Origin of the sequence: Nocardia araoensis NBRC 100135, assembly GCF_000308435.1 — a bacterium.
Lineage (GTDB): Bacteria > Actinomycetota > Actinomycetes > Mycobacteriales > Mycobacteriaceae > Nocardia > Nocardia araoensis.
Genome location: NZ_BAFR01000174.1, coordinates 62,245 through 83,788 on the forward strand (window position 1 = coordinate 62,245; position 21,544 = coordinate 83,788).

21 protein-coding genes are annotated in these 21,544 nt (G+C 69.2%); 13 read left to right on the top strand and 8 right to left on the bottom strand.

The features are described from left to right. Positions 1–77: 77 nt before the first annotated feature. From ON21_RS24455 to ON21_RS24465, 3 genes are read left to right on the top strand one after another with little or no spacing between them, the layout of a single operon-like run. Complete coding sequence (locus ON21_RS24455) at positions 78–1,064, top strand: dTDP-glucose 4,6-dehydratase (RefSeq protein WP_039801227.1); 987 nt, start codon at positions 78–80, stop codon at positions 1,062–1,064. Then, complete coding sequence (locus ON21_RS24460; protein ID WP_039801328.1) at positions 1,061–2,041, top strand: ATP-grasp domain-containing protein; 981 nt, start codon at positions 1,061–1,063, stop codon at positions 2,039–2,041. The genes ON21_RS24455 and ON21_RS24460 overlap by 4 nt, the downstream gene beginning before the upstream one ends. Further along, the gene (locus ON21_RS24465) at positions 2,025–3,140 is read left to right on the top strand and encodes a DegT/DnrJ/EryC1/StrS family aminotransferase (protein ID WP_039801236.1); all 1,116 of its coding nucleotides are present in this window, start codon (positions 2,025–2,027) and stop codon (positions 3,138–3,140) included. The genes ON21_RS24460 and ON21_RS24465 overlap by 17 nt, the downstream gene beginning before the upstream one ends. Positions 3,141–3,147: 7 nt before the next feature. Here the strand turns inward: ON21_RS24465 and ON21_RS24470 are convergent, their stop codons facing one another. Beyond that, positions 3,148–4,308, bottom strand: a complete 1,161-nt coding sequence (locus ON21_RS24470) for a UDP-N-acetylglucosamine--N-acetylmuramyl-(pentapeptide) pyrophosphoryl-undecaprenol N-acetylglucosamine transferase (RefSeq protein WP_039801239.1) — start codon at positions 4,306–4,308, stop codon at positions 3,148–3,150. A gap of 268 nt (positions 4,309–4,576) precedes the next feature. Further along, a complete protein-coding gene (locus tag ON21_RS24475) occupies positions 4,577–5,248 on the bottom strand; it encodes a TetR/AcrR family transcriptional regulator (protein ID WP_039801330.1) in 672 nt (223 codons plus the stop codon). 221 nt (positions 5,249–5,469) lie between these two features. On the opposite strand from ON21_RS24475, the gene ON21_RS24480 reads away from it, so the two are divergent. The 4 genes from ON21_RS24480 to ON21_RS24495 all read left to right on the top strand — a co-directional run bounded on the left by ON21_RS24480 (position 5,470) and on the right by ON21_RS24495 (position 10,487). Beyond that, positions 5,470–7,005 (top strand): amino acid permease, encoded by a 1,536-nt coding sequence (locus tag ON21_RS24480; protein ID WP_039801245.1) that lies wholly within the window; start codon positions 5,470–5,472, stop codon positions 7,003–7,005. A 73-nt stretch (positions 7,006–7,078) separates the two neighbouring features. Continuing rightward, positions 7,079–7,831 carry a DUF1989 domain-containing protein gene (locus ON21_RS24485; RefSeq protein ID WP_039801247.1) on the top strand — a complete coding sequence of 251 codons (753 nt, stop codon included), beginning with the start codon at positions 7,079–7,081 and terminating at the stop codon, positions 7,829–7,831. Next, positions 7,828–8,442, top strand: a complete 615-nt coding sequence (locus ON21_RS24490) for an urea amidolyase associated protein UAAP2 (RefSeq protein WP_039801249.1) — start codon at positions 7,828–7,830, stop codon at positions 8,440–8,442. Before ON21_RS24485 ends, ON21_RS24490 begins: the two co-directional genes overlap by 4 nt. Further along, a complete protein-coding gene (locus tag ON21_RS24495; RefSeq protein ID WP_083880856.1) occupies positions 8,439–10,487 on the top strand; it encodes a 5-oxoprolinase/urea amidolyase family protein in 2,049 nt (682 codons plus the stop codon). The genes ON21_RS24490 and ON21_RS24495 overlap by 4 nt, the downstream gene beginning before the upstream one ends. Before the next feature lie 48 nt (positions 10,488–10,535). On the opposite strand, the gene ON21_RS24500 is transcribed toward ON21_RS24495, so the two are convergent. Next, on the bottom strand, positions 10,536–11,687 hold the full coding sequence (locus tag ON21_RS24500) for an epoxide hydrolase family protein (RefSeq protein WP_039801334.1): 1,152 nt from the start codon (positions 11,685–11,687) through the stop codon (positions 10,536–10,538). 62 nt (positions 11,688–11,749) lie between these two features. Here ON21_RS24500 and ON21_RS24505 point away from each other — a divergent pair, with 62 nt between their 5' ends. The 3 genes from ON21_RS24505 to ON21_RS24515 all read left to right on the top strand — a co-directional run bounded on the left by ON21_RS24505 (position 11,750) and on the right by ON21_RS24515 (position 14,503). Continuing rightward, positions 11,750–12,700 (top strand): helix-turn-helix transcriptional regulator, encoded by a 951-nt coding sequence (locus ON21_RS24505; RefSeq protein ID WP_039801250.1) that lies wholly within the window; start codon positions 11,750–11,752, stop codon positions 12,698–12,700. A 164-nt stretch (positions 12,701–12,864) separates the two neighbouring features. Then, entirely contained in the window at positions 12,865–13,641 is a 777-nt protein-coding gene (locus tag ON21_RS24510; protein ID WP_039801252.1) for an SDR family oxidoreductase, read from the top strand. 202 nt (positions 13,642–13,843) lie between these two features. Continuing rightward, positions 13,844–14,503: a GAP family protein gene (locus ON21_RS24515; protein WP_039801254.1), complete on the top strand. Its 660-nt coding sequence runs from the start codon at positions 13,844–13,846 to the stop codon at positions 14,501–14,503. A gap of 15 nt (positions 14,504–14,518) precedes the next feature. On the opposite strand, the gene ON21_RS24520 is transcribed toward ON21_RS24515, so the two are convergent. Beyond that, positions 14,519–14,992, bottom strand: a complete 474-nt coding sequence (locus tag ON21_RS24520) for a MarR family winged helix-turn-helix transcriptional regulator (protein WP_039801257.1) — start codon at positions 14,990–14,992, stop codon at positions 14,519–14,521. Positions 14,993–15,099: 107 nt separating this feature from the next. On the opposite strand from ON21_RS24520, the gene ON21_RS24525 reads away from it, so the two are divergent. Continuing rightward, the gene (locus tag ON21_RS24525; protein WP_039801259.1) at positions 15,100–16,236 is read left to right on the top strand and encodes a GDSL-type esterase/lipase family protein; all 1,137 of its coding nucleotides are present in this window, start codon (positions 15,100–15,102) and stop codon (positions 16,234–16,236) included. 18 nt (positions 16,237–16,254) lie between these two features. Here the strand turns inward: ON21_RS24525 and ON21_RS24530 are convergent, their stop codons facing one another. Continuing rightward, on the bottom strand, positions 16,255–16,866 hold the full coding sequence (locus ON21_RS24530; protein WP_039801262.1) for a TetR/AcrR family transcriptional regulator C-terminal domain-containing protein: 612 nt from the start codon (positions 16,864–16,866) through the stop codon (positions 16,255–16,257). Positions 16,867–16,937: 71 nt separating this feature from the next. On the opposite strand from ON21_RS24530, the gene ON21_RS24535 reads away from it, so the two are divergent. Both ON21_RS24535 and ON21_RS24540 read left to right on the top strand, forming a co-directional pair. Continuing rightward, entirely contained in the window at positions 16,938–17,495 is a 558-nt protein-coding gene (locus ON21_RS24535; RefSeq protein WP_039801265.1) for a peroxiredoxin-like family protein, read from the top strand. Continuing rightward, on the top strand, positions 17,492–17,974 hold the full coding sequence (locus tag ON21_RS24540) for an anthrone oxygenase family protein (protein WP_218004138.1): 483 nt from the start codon (positions 17,492–17,494) through the stop codon (positions 17,972–17,974). Before ON21_RS24535 ends, ON21_RS24540 begins: the two co-directional genes overlap by 4 nt. A 293-nt stretch (positions 17,975–18,267) precedes the next feature. On the opposite strand, the gene ON21_RS24545 is transcribed toward ON21_RS24540, so the two are convergent. From ON21_RS24545 to ON21_RS24555, 3 genes are all read right to left on the bottom strand, one after another. Next, on the bottom strand, positions 18,268–19,869 hold the full coding sequence (locus ON21_RS24545) for an MFS transporter (RefSeq protein ID WP_157170948.1): 1,602 nt from the start codon (positions 19,867–19,869) through the stop codon (positions 18,268–18,270). A gap of 231 nt (positions 19,870–20,100) precedes the next feature. Next, positions 20,101–20,700, bottom strand: a complete 600-nt coding sequence (locus ON21_RS24550; RefSeq protein ID WP_039801271.1) for a Uma2 family endonuclease — start codon at positions 20,698–20,700, stop codon at positions 20,101–20,103. Positions 20,701–20,808: 108 nt separating this feature from the next. After that, complete coding sequence (locus tag ON21_RS24555) at positions 20,809–21,384, bottom strand: Uma2 family endonuclease (RefSeq protein ID WP_039801273.1); 576 nt, start codon at positions 21,382–21,384, stop codon at positions 20,809–20,811. Positions 21,385–21,544 lie beyond the last annotated feature (160 nt).

Below are 21,544 nucleotides of genomic sequence, written 5' to 3' on the forward strand. Positions count from 1 at the left end.
CCAGCGACCCACCTCCGGCTTGATCTGTTGATTGCCCTGGGGTGGTTCGCGGCCAATACGATTCGGGGAGACACAACATGAGCAGAGTCCTGGTGACCGGGGGTGCGGGTTTCATCGGCTCGCACTACGTCCGGCATCTACTCGGCCACGATGACGTCGAGCAGGTCACTGTGCTCGACGCACTCACTTACGCTGGGCACGCGGAGAACCTCGGCGCCGCGATGCTCTCGCCGCGGCTGCGTCTGGTTACCGGCGATATCGGTGACTCCGTCCTGGTGGATGAGTTGGCGGCTTCACACGACGAAATCGTCCACCTGGCCGCGGAGTCACACGTCGATCACTCCTTCGCTCAGGCCGCACGGTTCATCGCCACGAATGTGGCAGGCACGCAGACGGTTCTCGATGCCGCCCTCCGACACCGGATCGCCAAGGTGGTGCATGTGTCCACCGATGAGGTGTACGGGCCCGCGCTTGAATGTGCCGCGAGCGAGGACGCCCCGATGGCGCCGACCGTGCCGTACGCGGCGAGCAAGGCCGCTGCGGACCTGATCGCGTTGTCCTACTACCGGACTCACGGCGTGCCGGTGTGTGTGACTCGCTCGTCGAACAACTACGGCCCGCATCAGCACCCGGAAAAGATCATCCCTGCCCACATCACCGCGTTGTTGCACGGAACCAAGATCGTGCTGCATGGCGACGGACAGCATGTGCGGAACTGGCTGCACGTCGCCGACAACTGCGCGGGCCTGGAGCTCGTGCGCCGCCACGGCACTCCGGGGCAGGTCTACAACCTGGGCGGTGGAACCGATTTGACCAACGAAGCCCTCACAGGGCTGATCTTGGCCGCGATGGGCGCGGACTGGGATCGCGTCATCCGGGTGCCCGATCGCCGCTGCAACGACCGCCGCTACGCGATGACCTGGGACAAGATCGCCCGGCTGGGATACCGGCCCCGGCTCAGCATCGCAGACGGGCTCGCCGAGACCATCGCTTGGTATCGCGCCAATGCCGACCTATGGGCGCCGATGCTGGCCGCCCGCGCCGGCGCCGGTGTCCGGCGGTGAGCGAGGCACGGGTCCTGGTCACCGGTGTCGGCGGCCAGCCCGGTTTCGACCTGGCGCGGCGCCTGCGTCAGCTCGGCGCCACGGTCATCGGCGTCGACGCTGACCCGCTGGCCAACGGGTTACTACTGGACGGGATCGAACCGCGGCTGTGCCCGCATGTCGAGGACACCCATTACGGGCCGGCACTGATGAAGCTGTGCGGCACCGAGGCCGTCGACGCGGTTGCCCCCACCGTCGAAGCCGAGCTGCCTGCGCTTATCGAGATGACCGCCGGAATGTACACGCTGGGTACGCGGACCTGGCTGCCGCCGAGTTCGGCCGTCACCGCCTGCCGGGACAAAGCCACCTTCGCCGAGGCGCTCGCGGCGGCCGGCGTCGCACACCCGGCAACGTGGCTGCCCGAACAGCTCGAAGGCGCGCCCTCCGATGGGGAGTTCGTCGTCAAACCCCGTCGGGGCCAGGGATCACGTGGCGTCCTGGCTTGTCAGGGCCGTGACCGAGCGCGCGCGGCCTGCCTGCTGATCGAGGACCCGATCGTGCAAACCCGGATCATCGGCACCGAATTCACCGCTGACTGTCTCGTCGGCGACGACGGCCGAGCTGGTGTCGTCCTGCGGTGGCGGCTGCTGACCAAAGGCGGGCTGTCGATCGTGACCAGCACCTTCACCGACCCCGACATCAATGCCCTCGTGCGCGCCACCCTAGTCACGGTCGGAATCCGCGGGTGGTGTTGCGTGCAGGGTTTCGCTACCGACACCGGCCCACAGATCACCGAGGTCAACGCACGGCCCGCCGGTGCGTTTCTGGCCTCCGAAGCCGCCGGCGCCGACCTGACGGGCCAATACCTTGCTGCCCTGCTCGGTGGGCCGATCGACTACGACCGACTCACCTACCGCCCCGGGGTGAGGCTCACCAAATACGTCGACACCCTCGCCATCGTCACCACCACAGGAGACCGTGATGCTCACGCCGACTGACTCTCCGGCCGTCGCCCGCAACGCCGCCCCGTACCTGCACGGCCCGGAAACTGCTGCCCTCGCCGCCGCGCTGGAGGCCGGCCAGTACGGGCACAACACCGAAACCGAACTCTTCGAGCAGGAACTGGCCACGTTCCTCGGCGTCGCCGACGTCATCACGACCCATCGCGGCACCGCAGCCCTGCACATGGCGTTGATGGCAGTCGGGATATGGCGCGGCGACGAAGTCGTGGTCCCCTCCCAAACGTTCTGCGCCACCATTCACGCCATCCGCGCCACCGGCGGAGTGCCGCGCTTCGCCGACATCGACCCCGCCACCCAATGCGTCACCCCCGAAACCGTCGAGGCCGCGATCACAGTCAACACCCGCGCGGTGCTCCCGGTGTTCTACGGCGGCCGCGCTGTCGATCTGACCGAACTCCGGCTGGCCGACCGGGAAATCGCCGTGGTCGAAGACGCTGCCCACGCCTTCGGCTCCCGACACCATGATGGGCGCCGGGTCGGTGCGACCGGCCAGCTCACCTGCTTCTCGTTCGGCCCGATCAAGAACATCACCTCGATCGAGGGCGGCGCGGTGGTGGCCCGCGACCGCCGCGAAGCGGAACGGCTGCGTACCATGCGGACACTGGGCATCCGCGCCACACAGCTGACCCGCATTCGCACCACCGACTACCGCGTCAACGGATTCGGTCTGCCGTATCACCTGTCCGCCGTGCACGCCGCGGTCGGCCGAGTCCAACTGGCTCACTTCGACCACGTCATCAATCGGCGAATGGCCCTATGGCGCAGCTACGCTCGCGCGCTCGCCGACCTCGAGGAGGTGCGTCTCGTCGACGTCGATATAGACCACACGGTGCCGTTCAACCTGGTCGTGCGAGTGCGTGACCGTGACCAGGTGTTCGCGCGGATGAAAGCGGCCGGCATCGGGGTCGGTGTGCACTACCCGCCCAACCACACCCAACCTGCCTTCGAGCGCTGGCACCGCCGTCTGCCTGCCACCGAGCACTCCGCGGCGGAGTTGCTGTCGTTGCCGTTTCACCTCGCCATGACCGACACCGACGTCACCACCGTCGTCACGGCACTGGCTGGCGCGCTGTAACCCGCAGCTACCTGATCGGCTCGCCGACGGCGACGGCGCGCACCAGCCCAGCCAGGCGCTGTCCCGCATCCGGGCGCCCCAACTCCCGCGCGGCCTTGCCCAGCCGGGCGCGTGCGTCCGGATCGGTCAGCAGCCCGGTGACGGCCGCGCCGACGGTCTCACCGGTAACCGTGCCCGTCACCGTGATCGCGGCCCCGGCCTCGGCGAGTAGTCGCGCCGCCCGCACCTGCTCGCCACCGGCCGACGACGCCAGTGGGATCAGCACCGCGGGTTTACCCAACGCGGTCAGCTCGGCGATCGTGCCTGCACCGGCGCGGCACACCACCACCTCGGCCAACGCCAACGCATCCGCCATCCCCGCACCGTCGATGAAGTCGGTGACGTAGTAGCGACCGGCCAGCTCGCCAGGCAACGCGGCCGCCGTCTGCCGCAACCCTGCAAGGTCCGCAGCGCCGGCCTGGTGAATCACGTTGGCCTGACCCAACAGCGACTTCAGCACCCCGACGACAGCGGTATTGATCTGGTGGGCGCCCTGCGCACCGCCGGTGACCAGCACGGTCGGCAGCCCCCGGTCGAACCCGCGCCCGAACCGGTCCAACGCCGCAGGACCACTACCAGCCAGTACCGCCTCACGGACCGGATTGCCGGTGACCACCGCGCGTACGGCCACCCGCGGCGGCAACACCGCGACAGTCGCTTCGGAGGTCACCGCCACCGCAGTCGCGGCCCGCGCCAAAACCCGGTTCGCCAGACCCAGCCCAACCGTCTGCTCATGCACCACCAACGGGACCCGCAGAACGCCAGCAGCCACACCGACCGGCACGGCCACATACCCGCCCGTGGTCAGTACGACATCCGGCGCGAACGCGCGCAACCGGCGCACCGCCTGCGCCACACCGACCGGTACCCGCGCCATGTCGACGGCATTGGCGCGGGTCATCATCCGTAGCGGGTTGCGGTCTCGGCGCAGCTTTCCCACTGCCACCCCGGTGAAATCGATATCGTCGGCAGCCGCGGTCCGCTGTTCGAGCGAGTCCGCCTGCCCGAACCACAGCACCTGCACCTGATCTGCACCGGCTCGCAGTTCGCGCACAACAGAGAGCGCGGGAAAAACGTGCCCCCCGGTACCACCACCCGCTATCGCTACCCGCACGACGCCGCCTTCCATGATCGGGCTCTCACAACCCGCTCGAGTCTGCCACCAGGTAGGCCGTTCAATCGGAGCTGGTCCGGTCCCTCACGAGCACGCATATGCATCGGCGGCGTAGGTCAATTCCCAGACACGAGTCTTCTCGGTCGAGCGGAACCACGGTCGGCGGCGGTGCGGGAGCCGCCGGGTCATGCGCCGCCAGCCGTGCGGGGCTATTGGCACAGCCAGGATCGGAGTCGGGGAATCGAGCGCAACCGGTAGCCGCACGTCCGCGAGGTCGCGGTTATCAGGTGGGCATTGCCAGGCGGTCGAGCAGCACGATCGCCTCGGACCGGATCGGGTCGAGATCACCGGACCAGCCGAGCGTGCGCAGCACCGCCCCCGGGATCGTGCGCTCCGCGTACCTGGGTGCGGCCCCTTCGTCGGAGCGGATGCTGATCACGGTCTCCACCAGCCGGAACGGCAGCAACTCGGTGCCGGGTACGCTCGCCGCCCCGCCCTCGGCCAGTACCTGCGTGGCCAACGTCTCGTAGTGGCCGCGTAATTCGTCGCGGCGCAGGCGGAATGCGGCGAAGCGCTCGGTGCGCAGTTCCGGAAGCAGGTACAGCGCACCGAGATTCCAGCGCGACGCGCACAGTTGCCGCACGTCGAACAGCGCCAGCGCGTACAGCCGGGCCGGTACCGGTTCGGACGCCGCACGCAGCCGTTCGGCCAGTTCGATCGGGGCGGCGACGGTTTCGGCGAGCAGCGCGTCGAGGATGTCGTCCTTGGCCGCGAAGTGGTGGTACAGCGAGGCCTGGCGGATGCCGACGGCGTCGGCGATCGCACGGGTGGAGGTGTTGGCGTACCCGTTGGTGGTGAACAGTTCGCCTGCGGCGTCGAGGATCTCGGCGCGCGGCGTCGATCCGCGCCTGCGTCGCTGTTCGAGACGCGGCCGTCCGGGCCCGAGGTTTGCCACGGGTTCATTCTGGCAGGTCGGCGCGGGGAAGCTCCGCAGCGGTGGTCGTGCGCACAGCTCGGCGACGGCGGGCGGTGCGTTTTCTGTCATTTGATAGAAATCCCCGCAACACAGAAGTTACCGAAGGTCTCGAAAGCGATACACGCAGGTCACCGAATGAGCGATCGCGGCGGCAAAACTGTCGTCTGATAGTTATTGGCCGCCACGCCGAAGGACCGCCCATGGCCACCACGCTCGCCCCGACCCCGCCGCCCGATCTCACCGGTGACAGCGCCGACCTCGCCCGGTTCGGCTATCAGCCCGTGCTGCACCGCAAGCTCGGCCGCTACGCCTCCTTCGCGGCAGGCTTCTCGTTCGTCTCCATCCTGACCACGATCTTCCAGTTCTTCGGCTTCGGCTATTCGTTCGGCGGAGCCGCCTTCTTCTGGACCTGGCCGATCGTGTTCGCCGGACAGTTCCTCGTCGCGCTCAACTTCGCCGAACTCGCCGCGCGCTACCCGATCTCGGGCTGCATCTACCAGTGGTCCCGACGGCTCGGCGGCGAACTCGTCGGCTGGTTCGCGGGCTGGATGATGATCATCGCGCAGATCGTCACGGCCGCCGCTGCGGCGATCGCCCTGCAAGTGGTGCTGCCATCGATCTGGAGTGGATTCCAGCTCGTCGGCACGGACACCGCGCTCACCTCACCGTCCGGCGCGACCAACGCCGTGCTGCTTGGCAGCATCCTGCTGGTGGTCACCACGCTGATCAACGTGATCGGCATCGACCTGATGGCGCGGATCAACTCGATCGGCGTCACGGTCGAGATCGTCGGTGTGCTCGCGATCATCGCGCTGTTCTTCACCCACACCGAGCGCGGGCCCGGCGTGGTGCTGGAGACCGACCAGGCCGCGCCGGGACCCTACTGGGCCGCGTTCCTGGTGTCCGGATTGATGGCGGCCTACGTCATGGTCGGATTCGACTCCGCCGGTGAGCTTTCCGAGGAGACCAAGAACCCGCGCAAAGTCGCGCCGCGCACCATTCTCACGGCGCTGTCGGTCTCGGCGCTCGGCGGCGGACTGATGCTGCTGGGCGCGCTCATGGCCGCGCCGAGCCTGTCCGACGGCGCGCTGGCCTCCGACGGCCTGGCCTACGTCCTGACCGCGAAGCTGGACAGCCCGGCGGGCAAGGTGCTGCTCGGCTGCGTCGCGGTCGCGATCACCGTATGCACCTTGGCGATCCAGACCGCGGGCTCGCGGCTGATGTTCTCCATGGCGCGGGACGGCAAGCTGCCGTTCGCCCGCAGGCTCGCCGCGGTGCACCCGCGCTACGGCACGCCGGTGCTGCCCGCGATCGTGATCGGCGCGCTCGGCATCGGCCTGCTGGTGCTGAATCTCGGCAACGCCGCGATCTTCGCGACGCTGGCCAGCGTCTGCATCGTCACGCTCTACCTGGCCTACCTGCTGGTGACAGTGCCGCTGCTGGTGCGCCGGTTCACCGGCCTACCGGACGCGGGCACCGACGCACGGCTGTTCGGCCTCGGCCGGTTCGGCATTCCGGTCAACGCGCTCGCCGTGGTCTGGGGCGTCGCGATGGTGGTGAACCTGGCCTGGCCGCGCGCCGAGGTATACACCCCGGCCGGCGGCGGCTGGTGGATGCTCTGGGCCGCACCGCTTTTCGTGCTGCTGGTGCTCGCCGTCGGCGTCCTGGTGCATCGCTTCGTCGTCGGCTGGTCCCGCGGCGTCACCGCGGGCGAGCCCGCGCCACAACCGGCCTGAGCGCCTTCGATGCGGCGGTGCGCCGCCAGGCACCGCCGCACACCCGCACATCCAGCATCCGAGAGGAATCATCGTGACAAGCACTGCGGACACCTCCAGCGCGCGAGCGCACGCACGGGCGCAGGCCGCGGCGGCGACGATCGCCGGTCCAGCGCTCCCCGCGGAGATCGCCGCCTCGAAGATCACCTTCGCCCAGCGGATTCCGGCAGGCGGTTACGCGAACATCGCGCTCGGACGCGGCACCCGCGTCCGCCTGTCCGACCCCGACGGCGCGGCCTGCGCGCACCTGCTGCTGGTGCGCACCGACGCGCCGTGGGAGCGCCTGAACGTCGCCGACACGGTGAAGGTGCCGTGGCAGGCGTACCTGGGCAGCGGCCATCCGCTGCTGTCGGACCAGGGCCGCGTGCTGGCGACCGTGCTCACCGACACCTCCGGCCACCACGACGCACTCTGCGGGCCGACCGACCAGGCCCGCCACTCGCTGCGGCTCGCGGGCGCGAAACACGGCCTCGAGCCCCGCGACGTCGGCCCGACGGTCTCGTTCTTCCGGGGCGTGCGCGTGCGGCAGGACGGCGCGCTGGTCTCGACCGGCAGCGCCGCCCCCGGCTCCGCCGTCGATCTGCTCGTGCACCTGCCGGTCACCGTGCTGGTCGCCAATTCCGCGCACCCGCTGGACGACCGGCCCGCGACGGACCTGGACTTCGTCGCGTGGGCCGCGCCGGAGGAACTCGCCGCTCCCGGCAACGACGACCCGGAATACCGACGCGCCGTGCAGAACACCGAACAAGCCTGGACCGCCGCGCTGACCCTGGAGGCAACCGCATGACCACGGCACGCACCATCGTGCTCGACGAGACCGTCCCCGCCCGCTCGCCCTGGTCGGCGGTGGTCCGGGCGGGCGAATCCCTGGAGATCATCGATCTGCGCGGCAACCAGGCGGTGGACTGCCTGCTGTACTCGGCGGCCGATCACGCCGAGCGCTACAGCGCGCAGGCCACGATCGCCGCCCAGCGCAACATCTTCCTCACCACCGGCAGCGTGCTGCGCACCGACGCGGGCACCGCGCTGATGACGGTGGTGGCCGACGAGGTGGGCAACCACGACACCATCGCGGGCGCGTGCTCCCAGGAATCCAACACCCTGCGCTACGGCCACCACACCCGCCACCAGCACGCCTGCGTGGAGAACTTCCTCACCGAGGCGTTGCGCTGGGGCCTGGGCAAACGCGATCTGGTGTCGAACATCAACTGGTTCATGAACGTTCCGGTCGAGGCGGACGGCACGCTCGGCATCGTGGACGGCTTGTCCGCGCCGGGCAAGCGGGTCACGCTGCGCGCCGAGATCGACACGCTGGTGCTGGTGTCGAACTGCCCGCAGATCAACAACCCATGCAACGGCTTCGACCCGACCCCGGTGCGCATGGTGGTGTCGCGATGACCGTCGCCGAGCTACCGGTGGCCCGGCCGGAAGAGATCGCGCAACCCGGCCGGATCGAGGTCGTTCGCCCCGGCATGCTCACCACCGTGCAGGACTGGCCGGGCCGGGTCGGGTATTGGCACATCGGCGTCCCGCCGTCGGGACCGATGGATGATCTGTCCTTCCGTCTGGGCAATCGCGCGCTCGGCAATGCCGAGGGCGCCGCCGGATTGGAATGCACCCTCGGCGGTCCCGCGCTGCGGTTCACCGCGCCGGGCTGGGTTTGCGTCACCGGCGCTCCGGCGGAGGTGACCGTCGACGGCGTCGCCGTGCCGCAGTGGCGGACGGTGCGGGTGCCCGCGGGCGGTGTGCTGGACGTGGGCGCGGTGCGCGGGCCTGGGATGCGCTGCTACGTGCTGATCGCGGGCGGCATCGACGTGCCCACGTACCTCGGCAGCGCCGCCACGTTCACGCTGGGCCGCTTCGGCGGCGGCACCGGGGCCGCGTTGCGCGCCGGTGACTCGCTCGCGCTCGGCGCGCACCACGGCCGGGTCACGGCGGCCGTGCCGATGGACCAGCAACCCGTGCTGACCCGGCGCTGGGAACTCGCGGTCACCGAAGGACCGCACGGTGCGCCCGAGTTCTTCACCCGCGCCGACTTCGAGACCGTCGTGGGCACCGACTACGAGGTGCACTTCAACTCCGACCGCACCGGCGTCCGGCTGATCGGGCCGAAACCGGAATGGGCCCGAACCGACGGCGGCGAGGCGGGATTGCACCCGTCCAACATCCACGACACCCCGTATTCCGTCGGCGCACTGGACTTCACCGGCGACACGCCCATCCTGCTCGGTCCGGACGGGCCGAGCCTGGGCGGTTTCGTCTGCCCGGTCACCGTCGTGGCGGCAGACCGCTGGAAACTCGGGCAGCTCTCGCCCGGCGACAGCGTGCGGTTCGTGCCGGTGCGCGGTGACCGAGCGGCCTCGATCCGGGAACTCGGGCCCGCGCGCCGGGCCGGGTGGCCGACGGTGTTCTCGGCGGGCGGCGACGGCGACGACGGGGTGTTGCGCCGCTGCGAAGTCGACGACGAGACCGCGGTGACCTACCGTCGCGCGGGCGACGACGGCGTACTCGTCGAGTACGGCGCCATGACCTTGGATCTGGGCTTGCGCGCCCGCGTGCACGCGCTGCATCAGCACCTGCTCGCCACCGGGGTGCGCGGCGTCACCGAGCTGACTCCCGGCATCCGGTCGTTGCAGATCCGGGTGGACCCGCACGTCCTGTCCGTCCCCGCGCTGCTCGACCTGCTCGCCGAGACGGAGGCGCAGTTGCCCGCCTCCGATCAGCTGATCGTGCCCAGCCGGGTCGTCCACCTGCCGCTGTCCTGGGACGATCCCTCCACACGCGAGGCGATCACCCGCTACATGCACGGTGTGCGCGCCGACGCGCCCTGGTGCCCGTGGAACATCGAGTTCATCCGCCGCATGAACGGCTTGGCTTCCGTCGCCGATGTCTACGACACCGTGTTCGGGGCCGAGTACCTGGTTCTCGGCCTCGGCGACGTCTACCTCGGCGCGCCGGTCGCCACCCCGACCGATCCCCGGCACCGGCTGGTCACCACGAAGTACAACCCCGCCCGCACCTGGACGCCGGAGAACGCGGTGGGCATCGGCGGCGCGTACCTGTGCATCTACGGTATGGAAGGACCGGGCGGCTATCAGTTCGTCGGACGCACCACACAGGTGTGGAATCACCGAGCCGGTGCGGCGCCGGTTCCCCCCGGCGCGGACCGGACCGCCTCGGGAGCCGAAACTCCTTGGCTACTCCGTTATTTCGACCGGATCCGCTGGTATCCCGTCGAAGCGGAGGAACTCCTCGACCTGCGCGCCGATTTCGCCGCGGGAAACGTGCGGGTGCGAGCCGAGGACGGCGAATTCCGGTTGGCGGAGTATCGGGAATTCCTCGCCGAGAACGCCGGATCCATCGAGGCATTCCGCGCGAGGCAAGCGGAAGCCTTCGCCGCCGAACGCAATTCCTGGCGCTCGGCAGGGGAACTCACAGCATGAGATATCAACGGCCGTGGCTTGCGTGCGATACCAGCGCGGAGCTGGAGCTCAGCGCAGGTCGCGGAAGAACGCACGGATGTCCGCGGTGAGCAGCGCGGGTTCCTCCATGGCCGCGAAGTGGCCGCCGTGGTCGACGTCGGTCCAGCGTGTGATGGTGTTCTCGATCTCGGCGTAGCGGCGGATGCCGACGTCGTGGGCGAAGACCAGGGCGGCCGTCGGCACGCCGGAGTTCGGCTTCGGCTCGCCCCACGGGGCGTCCTGGGCGTAGCCGACATAGGCCGACGAGCCCGCGGTGCCGGTGAGCCAGTAGATCATCGCGTTGGTCAGCAGCCGATCCCGGTCCAGGATCTTGTCCGGCTCGACCGCGCGCGGGTGGGTCCACTCCCGGAACTTGTCCATGATCCAGGCCAGTTGTCCCACCGGGGAATCGGTCAATCCGTAGGCCAGCGTCTGCGGGCGGGTGGATTGAACGGCGATGTAGCCGTACTCCTCCCGCATGAACGCCTGTATCCGCCGGACGCGATCGCGCTCCAGCTCGGTCAGGCTCGCCAGTTCGCGCTCCACGAGCGGCAGCGGCGGGAGACCGGGCGTGCCGTTGACGTGCACGCCCACGACCCGGTCCGGCGCCTTCCGGCCGACCTCCGGGCTCACCGCCGCTCCGATGTCGCCGCCTTGCGCGCCGTAACGCTCGTAACCGAGTCGGCGCATGAGTTCCGCCCATGCCCGCGCGATTCGCCCGATGGTCCACCCCGCCTCGGCGACCGGTCCGGAGAACCCGAACCCCGGCAGCGACGGGATGACCAAGTGGAAGGCGTCGGCCGGGTCGCCGCCGTGTGCCCTCGGATCGCTCAACGGCCCGATGACATCGAGGAATTCGGCTACCGAGCCCGGCCAGCCGTGCGTCAGCAGCAGCGGCAGCGCACCGGTCTCGGGCGAGCGGACGTGCAGGAAGTGGATGGTCTGCCCGTCGATCTCGGTGGTGTACTGCGGATAGGCGTTGAGCTGCGCTTCGGCCGCGCGCCAGTCGTATCCGGTGCGCCAGTGGTCGACCAGCTCGCGCAGCCACGCGATCGGCACGCCGGTGTCCCAGCCATCCCCTGGCAGCGGGGCGGGCCAGCGGGTGGCGTCGAGGCGGGAGCGCAGGTCGTCGAGTTGCCGCTGCGGGATGTCGATGCGGAACGGGGTGATGTCGTTGCTCATGTGCTCGACGATATGGATCACCTAGGACAGGTCATGCCCTAGCTGTCGGGCAGACTTTTCCCATGTTGGAAACCTCGGCGCGTCTGCTCCGCCTGCTGTCGCTGCTGCAGACGCCTCGCGACTGGACCGGCGCGGCACTCGCCGAACGCCTCGGCGTGGACGTGCGCACCGTCCGCCGGGACATCGACAAGCTGCGCGCGCTGGGTTACCCGGTGGATGCGACGCCCGGCGTGGCGGGTTACCGGCTCGGCGCGGGCGCGAAACTGCCGCCGCTGCTCTTGGACGACGACGAGGCGGTGGCGGTGGCACTCGGTCTGCGCACCGCGGCGGGCGGCACCATCGCGGGCATCGAGGACAGTTCGCTGCGCGCGCTGGCCAAGCTCGACCAGGTGCTGCCCGCACGGCTGCGCCATCGGGTCGGCATGCTCCTCGAGGCCACCGTCGCCGTGCCAGCGGGCGGCCCGACCGTCGACCCGGATGTGCTCACCGCCGTCGCGGCCGCCATCCGCGATCACCATCGCCTGCGCTTCGACTATCACGCCCACGACGGCGCCACGTCGCTCCGCGTCACCGAGCCGCATCGCTTGGCCCACACGGGGAGGCGGTGGTACCTGATCGGCTGGGACGTCGACCGCGCCGACTGGCGCACCTACCGCGTCGACCGCCTGCGGCCGCGCATCCCCACCGGTCCCCGCTTCGCCCCGCGCGCAGCGCCCGACGCGGACCTGCCCGGGTATCTCTCCCGCGGCGTGTCGACCGCGCCGTACCGCTACGCGGCCCGCATCACCCTGCGCGTCGCCGCCGAAGTGGCCGCCGAGCGGATCGCCCCGACCGTCGGCGTGATCGAGGCGGTGGACGCCGAATCCTGCGTGCTGCGAACCGGTTCCGATTCGCTGGACGAACTCGCCGTCTACGTCGCGGGCTTCGGGTTTCCCTTCCGCGTGCACGAACCACCGGAACTACGCACGCACCTGCGCGAACTCGCCGCGCGCCTCGGCGCGGCGGTCGAGTGACCACGCTGTGCCGCTACGGCTTCGCCTCGCGACGGCACGGCGAAGCCCCCCACCTACGCGACCGTGCCGGCGTGGTCCCTGGTGTCACAGTCCGCGCGCGCACGTCGTCGTCTCGGTGAAGCGATGGGAACGTCCCATCGGCACCGACGAGATCGGAGACAGTCATGACCGCGAGGATCCTGGTCACCGGCGGTACCGGCACCCTGGGCCGCGAGGTGCTCCCGCTGCTGCGCGAGACCGGCGCCGACGTGCGCGTGGTGAGCCGCACCGAACGTCCGTCGGACGGCGGCGTCGAGTTCGTCGCGGGAGATCTGCTGCGCGGGGTAGGCATCGATGCCGCGGTCGCAGGCGTCGACACCATCTTGCACTTGGCCGGCGACGCGAAGGGCGACGACGTGGCGACCGCGAATCTGTTGCGGGCCGCCACCGCCGCGGGCGTCGGGCACATCGTGTACATCTCGGTCACCGCCGCCGAACTGCTGCCGATGACCTACTTCCGCGCCAAGTTCGCCGCCGAGCAGGCCGTCGCCGGATCGGGCATCCCGTGGACCACGCTGCGCGCCGCGCAGTTCCACGATTTCGTTCCGAAGCTGGTGGACACGATGCTGAAATCGCCGGTGCTCCCGGTGCTCGGCGGGGTGCGCCTGCAGCCGGTGCACGTGCGCGAGGTGGCGGCCCGGCTGGCGGAGCTGACGGTCGGCGCGCCCGCCGGGCGCGTCCCGGATCTGGTCGGGCCCGCGGTGATCGGCATGCGCGAGCTGATGCGCGACTACGTGGCGCTGCTGGGCAAGCGGCGTGCGCTGCTGACCGTCCGGGTGCCGGGCAAGGCGGGCCGGGTCTACCGCGCGGGCGGCAACCTGGTGACCGACGGGGCTGATGTCGGCAAGCTGACCTGGGCGGACTATCTGGCGGAGCACCGGGGCGCGGTCTCGGCCGGATGACCCGGCGCGGGAGCCGTTGCCGAGCAGACGCGGGAGCCGGGTGCCCGCATCCGAGATCCGCCAGCGCCCCAGAGGAACTCCGCGATCGGCCCGGAGCGGCCACTTCGGCAACGGACGGCGGACTGATCACGATGCGACAACGACACGGGGCCTGACCGGATAAACCAGTGATGAGCTGGGCTTCTGCTCTACTCTCCTGAGGATGGGCGCTGCGCTCGGTGATCTGCTTCCCTTGGCGGTGGGGGTGGCGATCTCCCCGATCCCGATCTTGGCCGCGATCCTGATGATCCTGTCGGCCCACGCCGGCGCCGCCGCCCGTGGGTTCGCGCTCGGCTGGGTGGCCGGGATCGCGGCGGCCACCGTGATCATGGCGCTGCTGGCCGGTCCGTTGGGCGGGGCCGGTGACCGGCAGCCCTCGGCGGCGGGGTCGTGGGTGCGGATCGTGCTGGGGGTGCTCCTGCTGGGATTGGCCGTCGCACAGTGGCGTTCCCGGGCCGACACCGCGGTGCCGGGCTGGATGCGCGCCATCGACCAGCTCACCACCATGAAGGCCACCGTGCTGGGAGCGGCGCTTTCCGCGGTGAATCCCAAGAACCTGCTGCTGTGCCTGTCCGCGGGCGTGGTGATCGGTTCGGCTGGAATCAGCGTCGGCGAGCAGGCGGTCGCGGTCGTCGTGTTCACCGTGCTGGCCGCCTCCAGCGTGGTAGCGGTGATCCTCGGCTACGGCCTCGCCGCCGACCGGCTCCGCGAACCCCTGGAGTGGACCCGAAGCTGGCTGCAAGCCAACAACCATGTGGTGATGGCGCTGGTGCTCGCGATCATGGGCGCGGTCGTAACCGGGAGAGGCATCAGCGGACTCTGAAACAGGTGGACGAGCTCAATCCATCCGGAACGTGGCCTCCGGGTTCGCAGTGTCCCGCACGATCCGCAGCGCCTCCGACAACGCCGCGAGCTGATCGGGCGTGAGCAATCCGACGAACCAGCGGTCGACGGCGGCGAGATAGTCCGGCAGCACCCGCGCCAACCGCGCCGCGCCCGCATCGGTGAGCACCGCGTACGCGCTGCGCCGATCCCCCGGGTCCAGCTCGCGTCCCACCAGCCCGGCACGCGCCAGCCGATCGACGAGCCGGGTGACGCCGCTGGTGGACAGCGCGGTCTGCACCGCCAGTTCCGTCATCCGCAGCCGCCGCCCCGGCGAACGGCTCAGCCGCATGAGCGCGTTCATATCCAGCCCGGACAGACCGTGCGCCTTCCACACCTGCTCCAGCTTGGCGACCACACCGCCGTGGGCCTCGAACAGCAGGCCCATCGTGGTCAGGCGCGGATCGTCGAACAGCTCGGTCACGTCCATACCGGAAACCTACCCGAATGTTTCTCTGCGGATAGTTGACATGAGGATTAAGTCGTCGTAGAAATATGCATACGCAATATTCCTCGCGTCAATTACTGGAGGTTCCCATGTCGCCGACCGCCTGGATCGCCGGATTCCGCTCCGCGGTGATCCGCCCGGACGAGCAGATCAAACTCGCGGAGTCGCGCGCGTTCACCGACCAGACCGTGCGCCAGGTGCTGCACTTGGCGGGCGGCGGCGCGCAGCTGCGGGTGCGGCTGACCAATCGCTACGGGAAGACCCCGCTGACGATCGGCGCCGCCCGCGTCGCCCTGCGCAAGACCGGCAGTGAGATCGTCGCCGAGACCGAGGCCGCGTTGCGGTTCGACGGGAGCGAACAGGTGATCGTGCCGGTAGGCGGCGAAGTGCTCAGCGATCCCGTCGATCTGGCCGTCTCGGCGGGAGCGGATCTGGCGTTGAGCCTCTACCTGCCCGGCCCCACCGGCCTGGCCACCTTCTCCCACCAGCCCGGCGAAACCGCTTACATCGCGGACGGAAACGTCGCGGGCGAGGCCGCGCTCACCACCGTCGACGAGGTGCCCGCGCGGTTCTACGTCGCCGGTGTCGACGTGCTCGCGCCGGTGGCGACGCCGGTGGCCGTCGCGTTCGGCGATTCGTGGTTCGAAGGCGTCGGCACCACGCTCGGCGCGAACCGCAGGTCGGTGGATTTCCTCAACGCGCGACTGGACCGCGGCTGGGTGGTCAACCAGGGCATCGCGGGGAATCGGCTGCTCACCGACGAAATCGGCGAGCCGGGCCTGGCTCGTTTCGAGCGCGACGCGCTCGCCGTGCCCGGCGTGACGAGCGTGCTGATCAACTTCGGCATCAACGATCTCATCCTGGGCGGGATGGCGGGACAGCCGCCCGCGACCGCCGAGGAACTGATCGCGGGCTTCACCACGCTCGCGCGGCGCGCGCACGCGGCGGGGCTCACGATCCACGCCGCGACGATCGGACCCTACGGCGGCTGCGTCTACGAAGGCCTGCCGATCGTCGAGACGTTGCCGACCCGTCAGCGCGTGAACGAATGGCTGCGCGGCACCGACGTCTTCGATTCGGTGTTCGACGTGGCGCGAGCGGTCGAGGATCCGCAGCGACCCGACTTCATCCGTCCCGCATTCGACTGCGGCGACGGCATGCACCTCAACGACGACGGTGCTCGCGCCATGGCCGAATCGGTGGATGTCGCCGCCCTTTTCGGCTAGAGAACGGCCCGACGATCGCTAGGGCTCGAGACCCCGCAGCACGATCTCGACCCCGCCACGGAATTCGTCGTCGGCCGACATGCCCTTGGCCTGACCGGCGGTCTGCGCCAGATGCGGGTATTGCTCCGCGGGCAGGTCGGCCAGCACGATCGTTCCTTGCCCGCGCAGCGGCGCGTAGTGCTTGTTCTGGAGATAGCCGATCAGGAAGGCGATCAGCGTGCGCTGGGCTATGACGCGGGCGCGACCGGTGAAACCCCCCTCGGTGAGCACGGCGAGCATCGTCTCCATCACGCGCAGCGATTCGACCGACGACTGCCGACGCCGCAGCACGATCGGCACGGCGGCCGGATGGGCCGAGAACCCGTCCCGGATGTTCTCGAGCAGGGCCGTCGCACGCTCGCGCCAGTCGCTTCCCTCCGGAAGCGACGTATCGACCCCGGCGAACACCTGGTCCGCCACCAGCACCTCGAGCTCGTCGCGGTCGCGCACATAGCGGTACAGGGCCATGGTGGCCATGCCCAGTTCCTTGGCCACCGCGCGCATCGTCAGCGCCGGCAATCCCTCGCGATCGAGCACGGCCAGGGCCGCCGCGGCGAGATCGACGGTGGTCAGCGAGCGGGGGCGGGGCACGGATTGACAGCGTACGCGTTACGCGCATACTGGTCGTAGGCGTACGAAGTACACCTACGAAAGGAACCCCGATGTCGCTGCCGACCGCTGTTTCCGACCGGACCCTGGTCACCGTCTCCGGCGCCCAGGTCCTCGTGCCGGACCCGGACCGCTTGATCCACTTGCAATTCCGGCGCTTCGCCGGATGCCCGGTGTGCAACCTGCACCTGCGCTCGATCGTCACGCGCCACGCGGAGATCGCCGCGGCGGGCATCCGCGAAGTGATCGTCTTCCATTCCAGCGCGGCGGAATTGCGCAAATACACCGCCGAACTGCCGCTGGACGTAATCGCCGATCCGGACCGGAAGCTCTACCGCGAATTCGGCGTCGAGACCTCACCTCGCGCACTGCTCGACCCGCGCGGCTGGCCCGCCATCCTGCGCGGCGTCGCTCACGACGTCTACGCGACTCTGCGCCGCAAGCAGGCCGCCCCGCCCGCCAAGCCCGAGGGCGGCAGTCTCGGGCTGCCCGCCGATTTCCTCATCTCCCCCGACGGACGCGTGCTCGCGGCGAAACACGGCGCGCACGTCTACGACCAGTGGTCGGTCGACGAACTCCTCGCACTCGCCCCGGTAGAGCGTCGGTCGTGAGAACTGCCGAAAGACCCTTGGTTGCGCGGACCTTCGCGTTGGTTCCCAGCGGGCTGCTCGCCGGTGCGTTCGGGTATGGGGCGGTCAACGTCCTCTACGCTTTCCGCAAAGTCCCGCTGGATGTGCGCTTCACCTTCCACACCGCCTTGATGAGCGTCAACGGCGTGGTCATGCAGTCGTCGATGGGCCTGACCATCCTGAGCACACTGGTGCTCGCGATCCGCTCGACCGGCCGCTCGCGCCTGCTCGCCGGTAGTGCGAGCCTCCTGGCTGTCGCCGCGTTCCTCATCACCCGCCTCGGCAATGTCCCGATCAACCAGAAGATCAAGGTGTGGGCGGTCAGCGGCCCACCCGCCGACTACGCCGAAATCCTCGGCCGCTGGGAGGCGTTCCACTTCGCCCGCACCGCCTGCGCACTCGTGGCCTTCGGATTGGTCGTGGTGACAACCCTGCTCCCGGCGCAGCAAGCACGCCCATGACCACCGTCGAGCTGTTCGTCTCCCGCGACGCACTGGCCGCGGCCAGCCGCCACCCGCGGTGTTGTTGCTAGCATTTCGCGGTGGTAGCGGATTCGTATCCCGCGGTGGACTGTTAGGGCCATCCGAGCATCGTCGTCCCGCTCAAGGCGACAACCGGGATTGTCACGCACAGCCATCCGCAGCACCAGCTGACCTGGGCGCCCGACGGGGTACCGCGTTCCGACGCGAAATCGGCACCACACCCGCCGCGTACTTGGGCGGGCGCGGTGCCGATTCGGTGTGAACCTGACGGATCAGGCCCCCTGGGTGGGACGAGTGCGCTTGCCGCGCAGGTGATCCACGCCGAAAGCGAGCACGGAGGCGACCACCGCGACGCACCCGATCGCGGCGCCGAGGCCGACCATGGAGTTCAGCCCGTCGATCGACGCGGAGGTCGCGATGTGCGACAGGTCCGACGCGATCGGCTGGAACTGCGCGGGCAGCCCGTCGGCCACCGAACGACCGGCGCCGGAGCCGGCCGCCTCCAGGAACTGCTCACGCAGCACCGGCGGGACGGCTCCGGGCAGGGCATCCAGCCCGTCGGCCGCGGAACCGCGCGCCGAGTGGTTGAACATGGCGCCCAGCCCGGCCACGCCGACCGCGAGGCCGACCTGCCGAAGGGTGCCGAAGGTCGCGCTGGCCATGCCCGCGTTCTCGTCGGAGGCGAAGGTGAGCGAGGCCGCCTGGTTGACGGCCGTGATCGCGCCGAGCCCGAGGCCGCCGAGCACCATTCCGGGCAGGAAATGCGTCCAGGAGTCGTCGGAACCGAAGTCGCCCATCAGCCAAGTGGCCAGCGCGACCATGCCCATCGTGACCGGCAGCGAGACCGCGAACGGCACCCGCTTCGCGAAGACCATCGCCAGCGGCGCGCTGATCAGCGCGGCCACGCTCACGGGCAGCAACCGCAGGCCCATCTGCAACGGCGTGTACCCGAGCGTGTTGATCAGGAACACCGCCAGGTAGTTGCTCGCGGCCATCAGCGTCGCCATGTGCCCGATCGAGACGATGGCCGTGCCGGTGAATCCGCGCTTGCGCACCATGGACACGTCGAGCAGCGGGTGCGCGGCCTTGAACTGCCACGCCGCGAATCCGGCCAGCAACACCGCGGCGGCGGCGCCGAGCCCGAGCACCGCAGCCGAGGTCCAGCCCAGCGAGTTGCCGCGGGTCAGCGCGAAGACACCCGTCACCAGGCCACCGGTGAGCAGCAGCGACCCCGGCCAGTCGGCCTTGCGCCCCTCCATCCGCGCCGACTCCGGCATCCGCAGTAGGGCGAGCACGCCGATGAAGATGCCGATCGGGACGTTGATCGTGAAGATCGAGCGCCAGCCGAACTGGGTGACCAGCGCGCCGCCGAGCACCGGGCCCGCGACGGTCGCGCTCGCCATGACGGCGCCGTAGACGCCGATGGCCTTCGCGCGCTTGCCCGCGTCGGGGTAGGCCACCGCGAGCAGCGGCAACGCCGTCGCAAAGATCATCGCTGAGCCGACGCTCTGCACCGCGCGCAGGATGTTCAACTGAAGAATGCTGTCTGCCAGCGCCAACGCCAGCGACGACGCGGTGAACACCGTCATGCCCGCGAGGAAGAGACGCTTCCGGCCGAACCGGTCGCCGAGCGTGGCGAAGGTCAGCAGCAGTCCCGCCATCGGGATGGCGTAAGCGTCGATGACCCACTGCAATCCGTCGATGGACGTGTCGAAGTCGGTGCGGATATCGGCGAGCGCGGCGGAGACCACGGTCAGGTCGAGCATCATCATGAAGATGGCCCCGCTGACCAGGAACAGCACCAGCCCGGCGCGCAGCGGACTTGCGGAAGAGTCGTCGGGCTCGAGGCCGGACGAGGTTGCGATCGTGGACATGTCTTCCTTGTGAAGTTCGCGCACCACCCGCGAAACGCGTGCGGGCGAGTCCATTACGGACCGAGAAGGACGGGAAACGCGCGACCGAAGCCGCGCCCCCGACACTATCCACACCCCCAACCCCCGTAAATGACGTATCAAGCCAAACAAACTCGCGCAGCGACGAGTGGCACATGGTGGAGAGGTCTCTCGCGCTTTGCCGCAACCATGTGCCACTCGCGGCTGTGCGGGCTAGGGCTGTTCCAGTACATCGAAGGGAACGGTTGCCTCGACCGGGTCGTCGAGTAGCAGTACGCGTCGGTGGACTGTGTGGGCCAGGTAGCGGCGGCCGGACCAATCGAGACGGTATTCCTCGATCTCTTCGATGCGTTCTTCCTTCTGATCGAGCCGGACGATCAGGTAGCGAGGAATACCGGCAGCCGCGTATTGGATTCGCTTGTCGTTGATATCGGCATCGATGGTCGACTCCGAAGTGACCTCGACCACCAGCAGAATGTGCTCACGCACGGTGTTGACGTCGTAAGGCTCGCAGTCCCGGATCCAGATGTCGGGGTAGCGGATATTCAACCGCCGATCCGCCGCTGCGGATTCCGCGTCGGCGAATCGTGCGGCCACATCGGAGTCCACGACCATGCACGGCCCGCCATCGCGGCGGGCCGCCTCCAGCATTCCGGCCAGCCGCCGCACCACACGGCTGTGCACCGGGCTTTGGGCCATCATTCGCACTACGCGCCCGTCGATGATCTCGATGTCACCGAGCCCGGCAGTCGCCCCTTCGGCGAACTGCTCGGCCGTCACACGTAGTACCTGTTGCTCGTCGGGAGCGCTCATAGCGACATCATTGCAGTTCGCACCGAACCGGACCACGGACTCGGCTGACGATCACCCCCGGCGGCGAGAGGAACCATTACCACGGCGGAAGATTCCGCTACGGCGAGGTCAGGGCAGGAGGGTGGCGGGGTCGATCGTGAATTCGAAGGGGCTGCGCAAGGTGACGGTGTCACCGGCAGACACCCGGTGGGTCAGCTCGTAGGTGCTGTCGGCACCGAGTTCGTGTGCGAACAGAACGGGAAGCGACTCGCCCGGCAATTGGCCCTTGAAGGCGTTGGGCTCGAAGCGCCAGTAGTTCGTGATGCCGGCTTCGGCATAAACCACGGGTTTGACCATGCGGTCCTGCATCGTAGTGGATTTGGACACCACTTCTACCACCAGTTCCACCTGGTGAGCAGGAACCCCTCTTGCGTCGACATCGATCGAGTCGGCCACCACCATGAGATCGGGAATCGGCTCGTCGTCGCCGATCAGCACGCCGGCGCCTTCGAGCACCAAGCGGCCAGGAGGCAACACCGCGTCGAGGGCACGTCCCAGCCATCTGATCAGCAACTGATGGCGAGGCTTGGGCGCGGCATTCACGACGAGCTGACCATTCAACACCTCGTAACGCAATCCGTCTTCGGGCATGTGATCGAGGTCGGCAGCCGTCCAGCCGTCGCCATGAGGAACTGGCATCGCCATGAAACCACCTCCAACCTCGTAGGACGGTGACGATCGCCGCCGCCGATCGACTCGAGTGTAATCGCGTGGAGCGAATTGATTCGAGTCGATCGAGCGGAGCAACGCCACTGGTGTAGGGCACAGGTCGCCCGGTGCCCTACACCACCGACAGCCGTCGCGT

Bases quoted from the DNA above. Each gene is read 5' to 3' on its own strand.
- ON21_RS24455 (WP_039801227.1), top strand. From the start codon at position 78: ATGAGCAGAGTCCTGGTGACCGGGGGTGCGGGTTTCATCGGCTCGCAC.
- ON21_RS24465 (WP_039801236.1), top strand. From the start codon at position 2,025: ATGCTCACGCCGACTGACTCTCCGGCCGTCGCCCGCAACGCCGCCCCG.
- ON21_RS24470 (WP_039801239.1), bottom strand. From the start codon at position 4,308: ATGGAAGGCGGCGTCGTGCGGGTAGCGATAGCGGGTGGTGGTACCGGG.
- ON21_RS24480 (WP_039801245.1), top strand. From the start codon at position 5,470: ATGGCCACCACGCTCGCCCCGACCCCGCCGCCCGATCTCACCGGTGAC.
- ON21_RS24490 (WP_039801249.1), top strand. From the start codon at position 7,828: ATGACCACGGCACGCACCATCGTGCTCGACGAGACCGTCCCCGCCCGC.
- ON21_RS24495 (WP_083880856.1), top strand. From the start codon at position 8,439: ATGACCGTCGCCGAGCTACCGGTGGCCCGGCCGGAAGAGATCGCGCAA.
- ON21_RS24500 (WP_039801334.1), bottom strand. From the start codon at position 11,687: ATGAGCAACGACATCACCCCGTTCCGCATCGACATCCCGCAGCGGCAA.
- ON21_RS24505 (WP_039801250.1), top strand. From the start codon at position 11,750: ATGTTGGAAACCTCGGCGCGTCTGCTCCGCCTGCTGTCGCTGCTGCAG.
- ON21_RS24510 (WP_039801252.1), top strand. From the start codon at position 12,865: ATGACCGCGAGGATCCTGGTCACCGGCGGTACCGGCACCCTGGGCCGC.
- ON21_RS24515 (WP_039801254.1), top strand. From the start codon at position 13,844: ATGGGCGCTGCGCTCGGTGATCTGCTTCCCTTGGCGGTGGGGGTGGCG.
- ON21_RS24520 (WP_039801257.1), bottom strand. From the start codon at position 14,992: ATGGACGTGACCGAGCTGTTCGACGATCCGCGCCTGACCACGATGGGC.
- ON21_RS24525 (WP_039801259.1), top strand. From the start codon at position 15,100: ATGTCGCCGACCGCCTGGATCGCCGGATTCCGCTCCGCGGTGATCCGC.
- ON21_RS24535 (WP_039801265.1), top strand. From the start codon at position 16,938: ATGTCGCTGCCGACCGCTGTTTCCGACCGGACCCTGGTCACCGTCTCC.
- ON21_RS24545 (WP_157170948.1), bottom strand. From the start codon at position 19,869: ATGTCCACGATCGCAACCTCGTCCGGCCTCGAGCCCGACGACTCTTCC.
- ON21_RS24550 (WP_039801271.1), bottom strand. From the start codon at position 20,700: ATGAGCGCTCCCGACGAGCAACAGGTACTACGTGTGACGGCCGAGCAG.
- ON21_RS24555 (WP_039801273.1), bottom strand. From the start codon at position 21,384: ATGGCGATGCCAGTTCCTCATGGCGACGGCTGGACGGCTGCCGACCTC.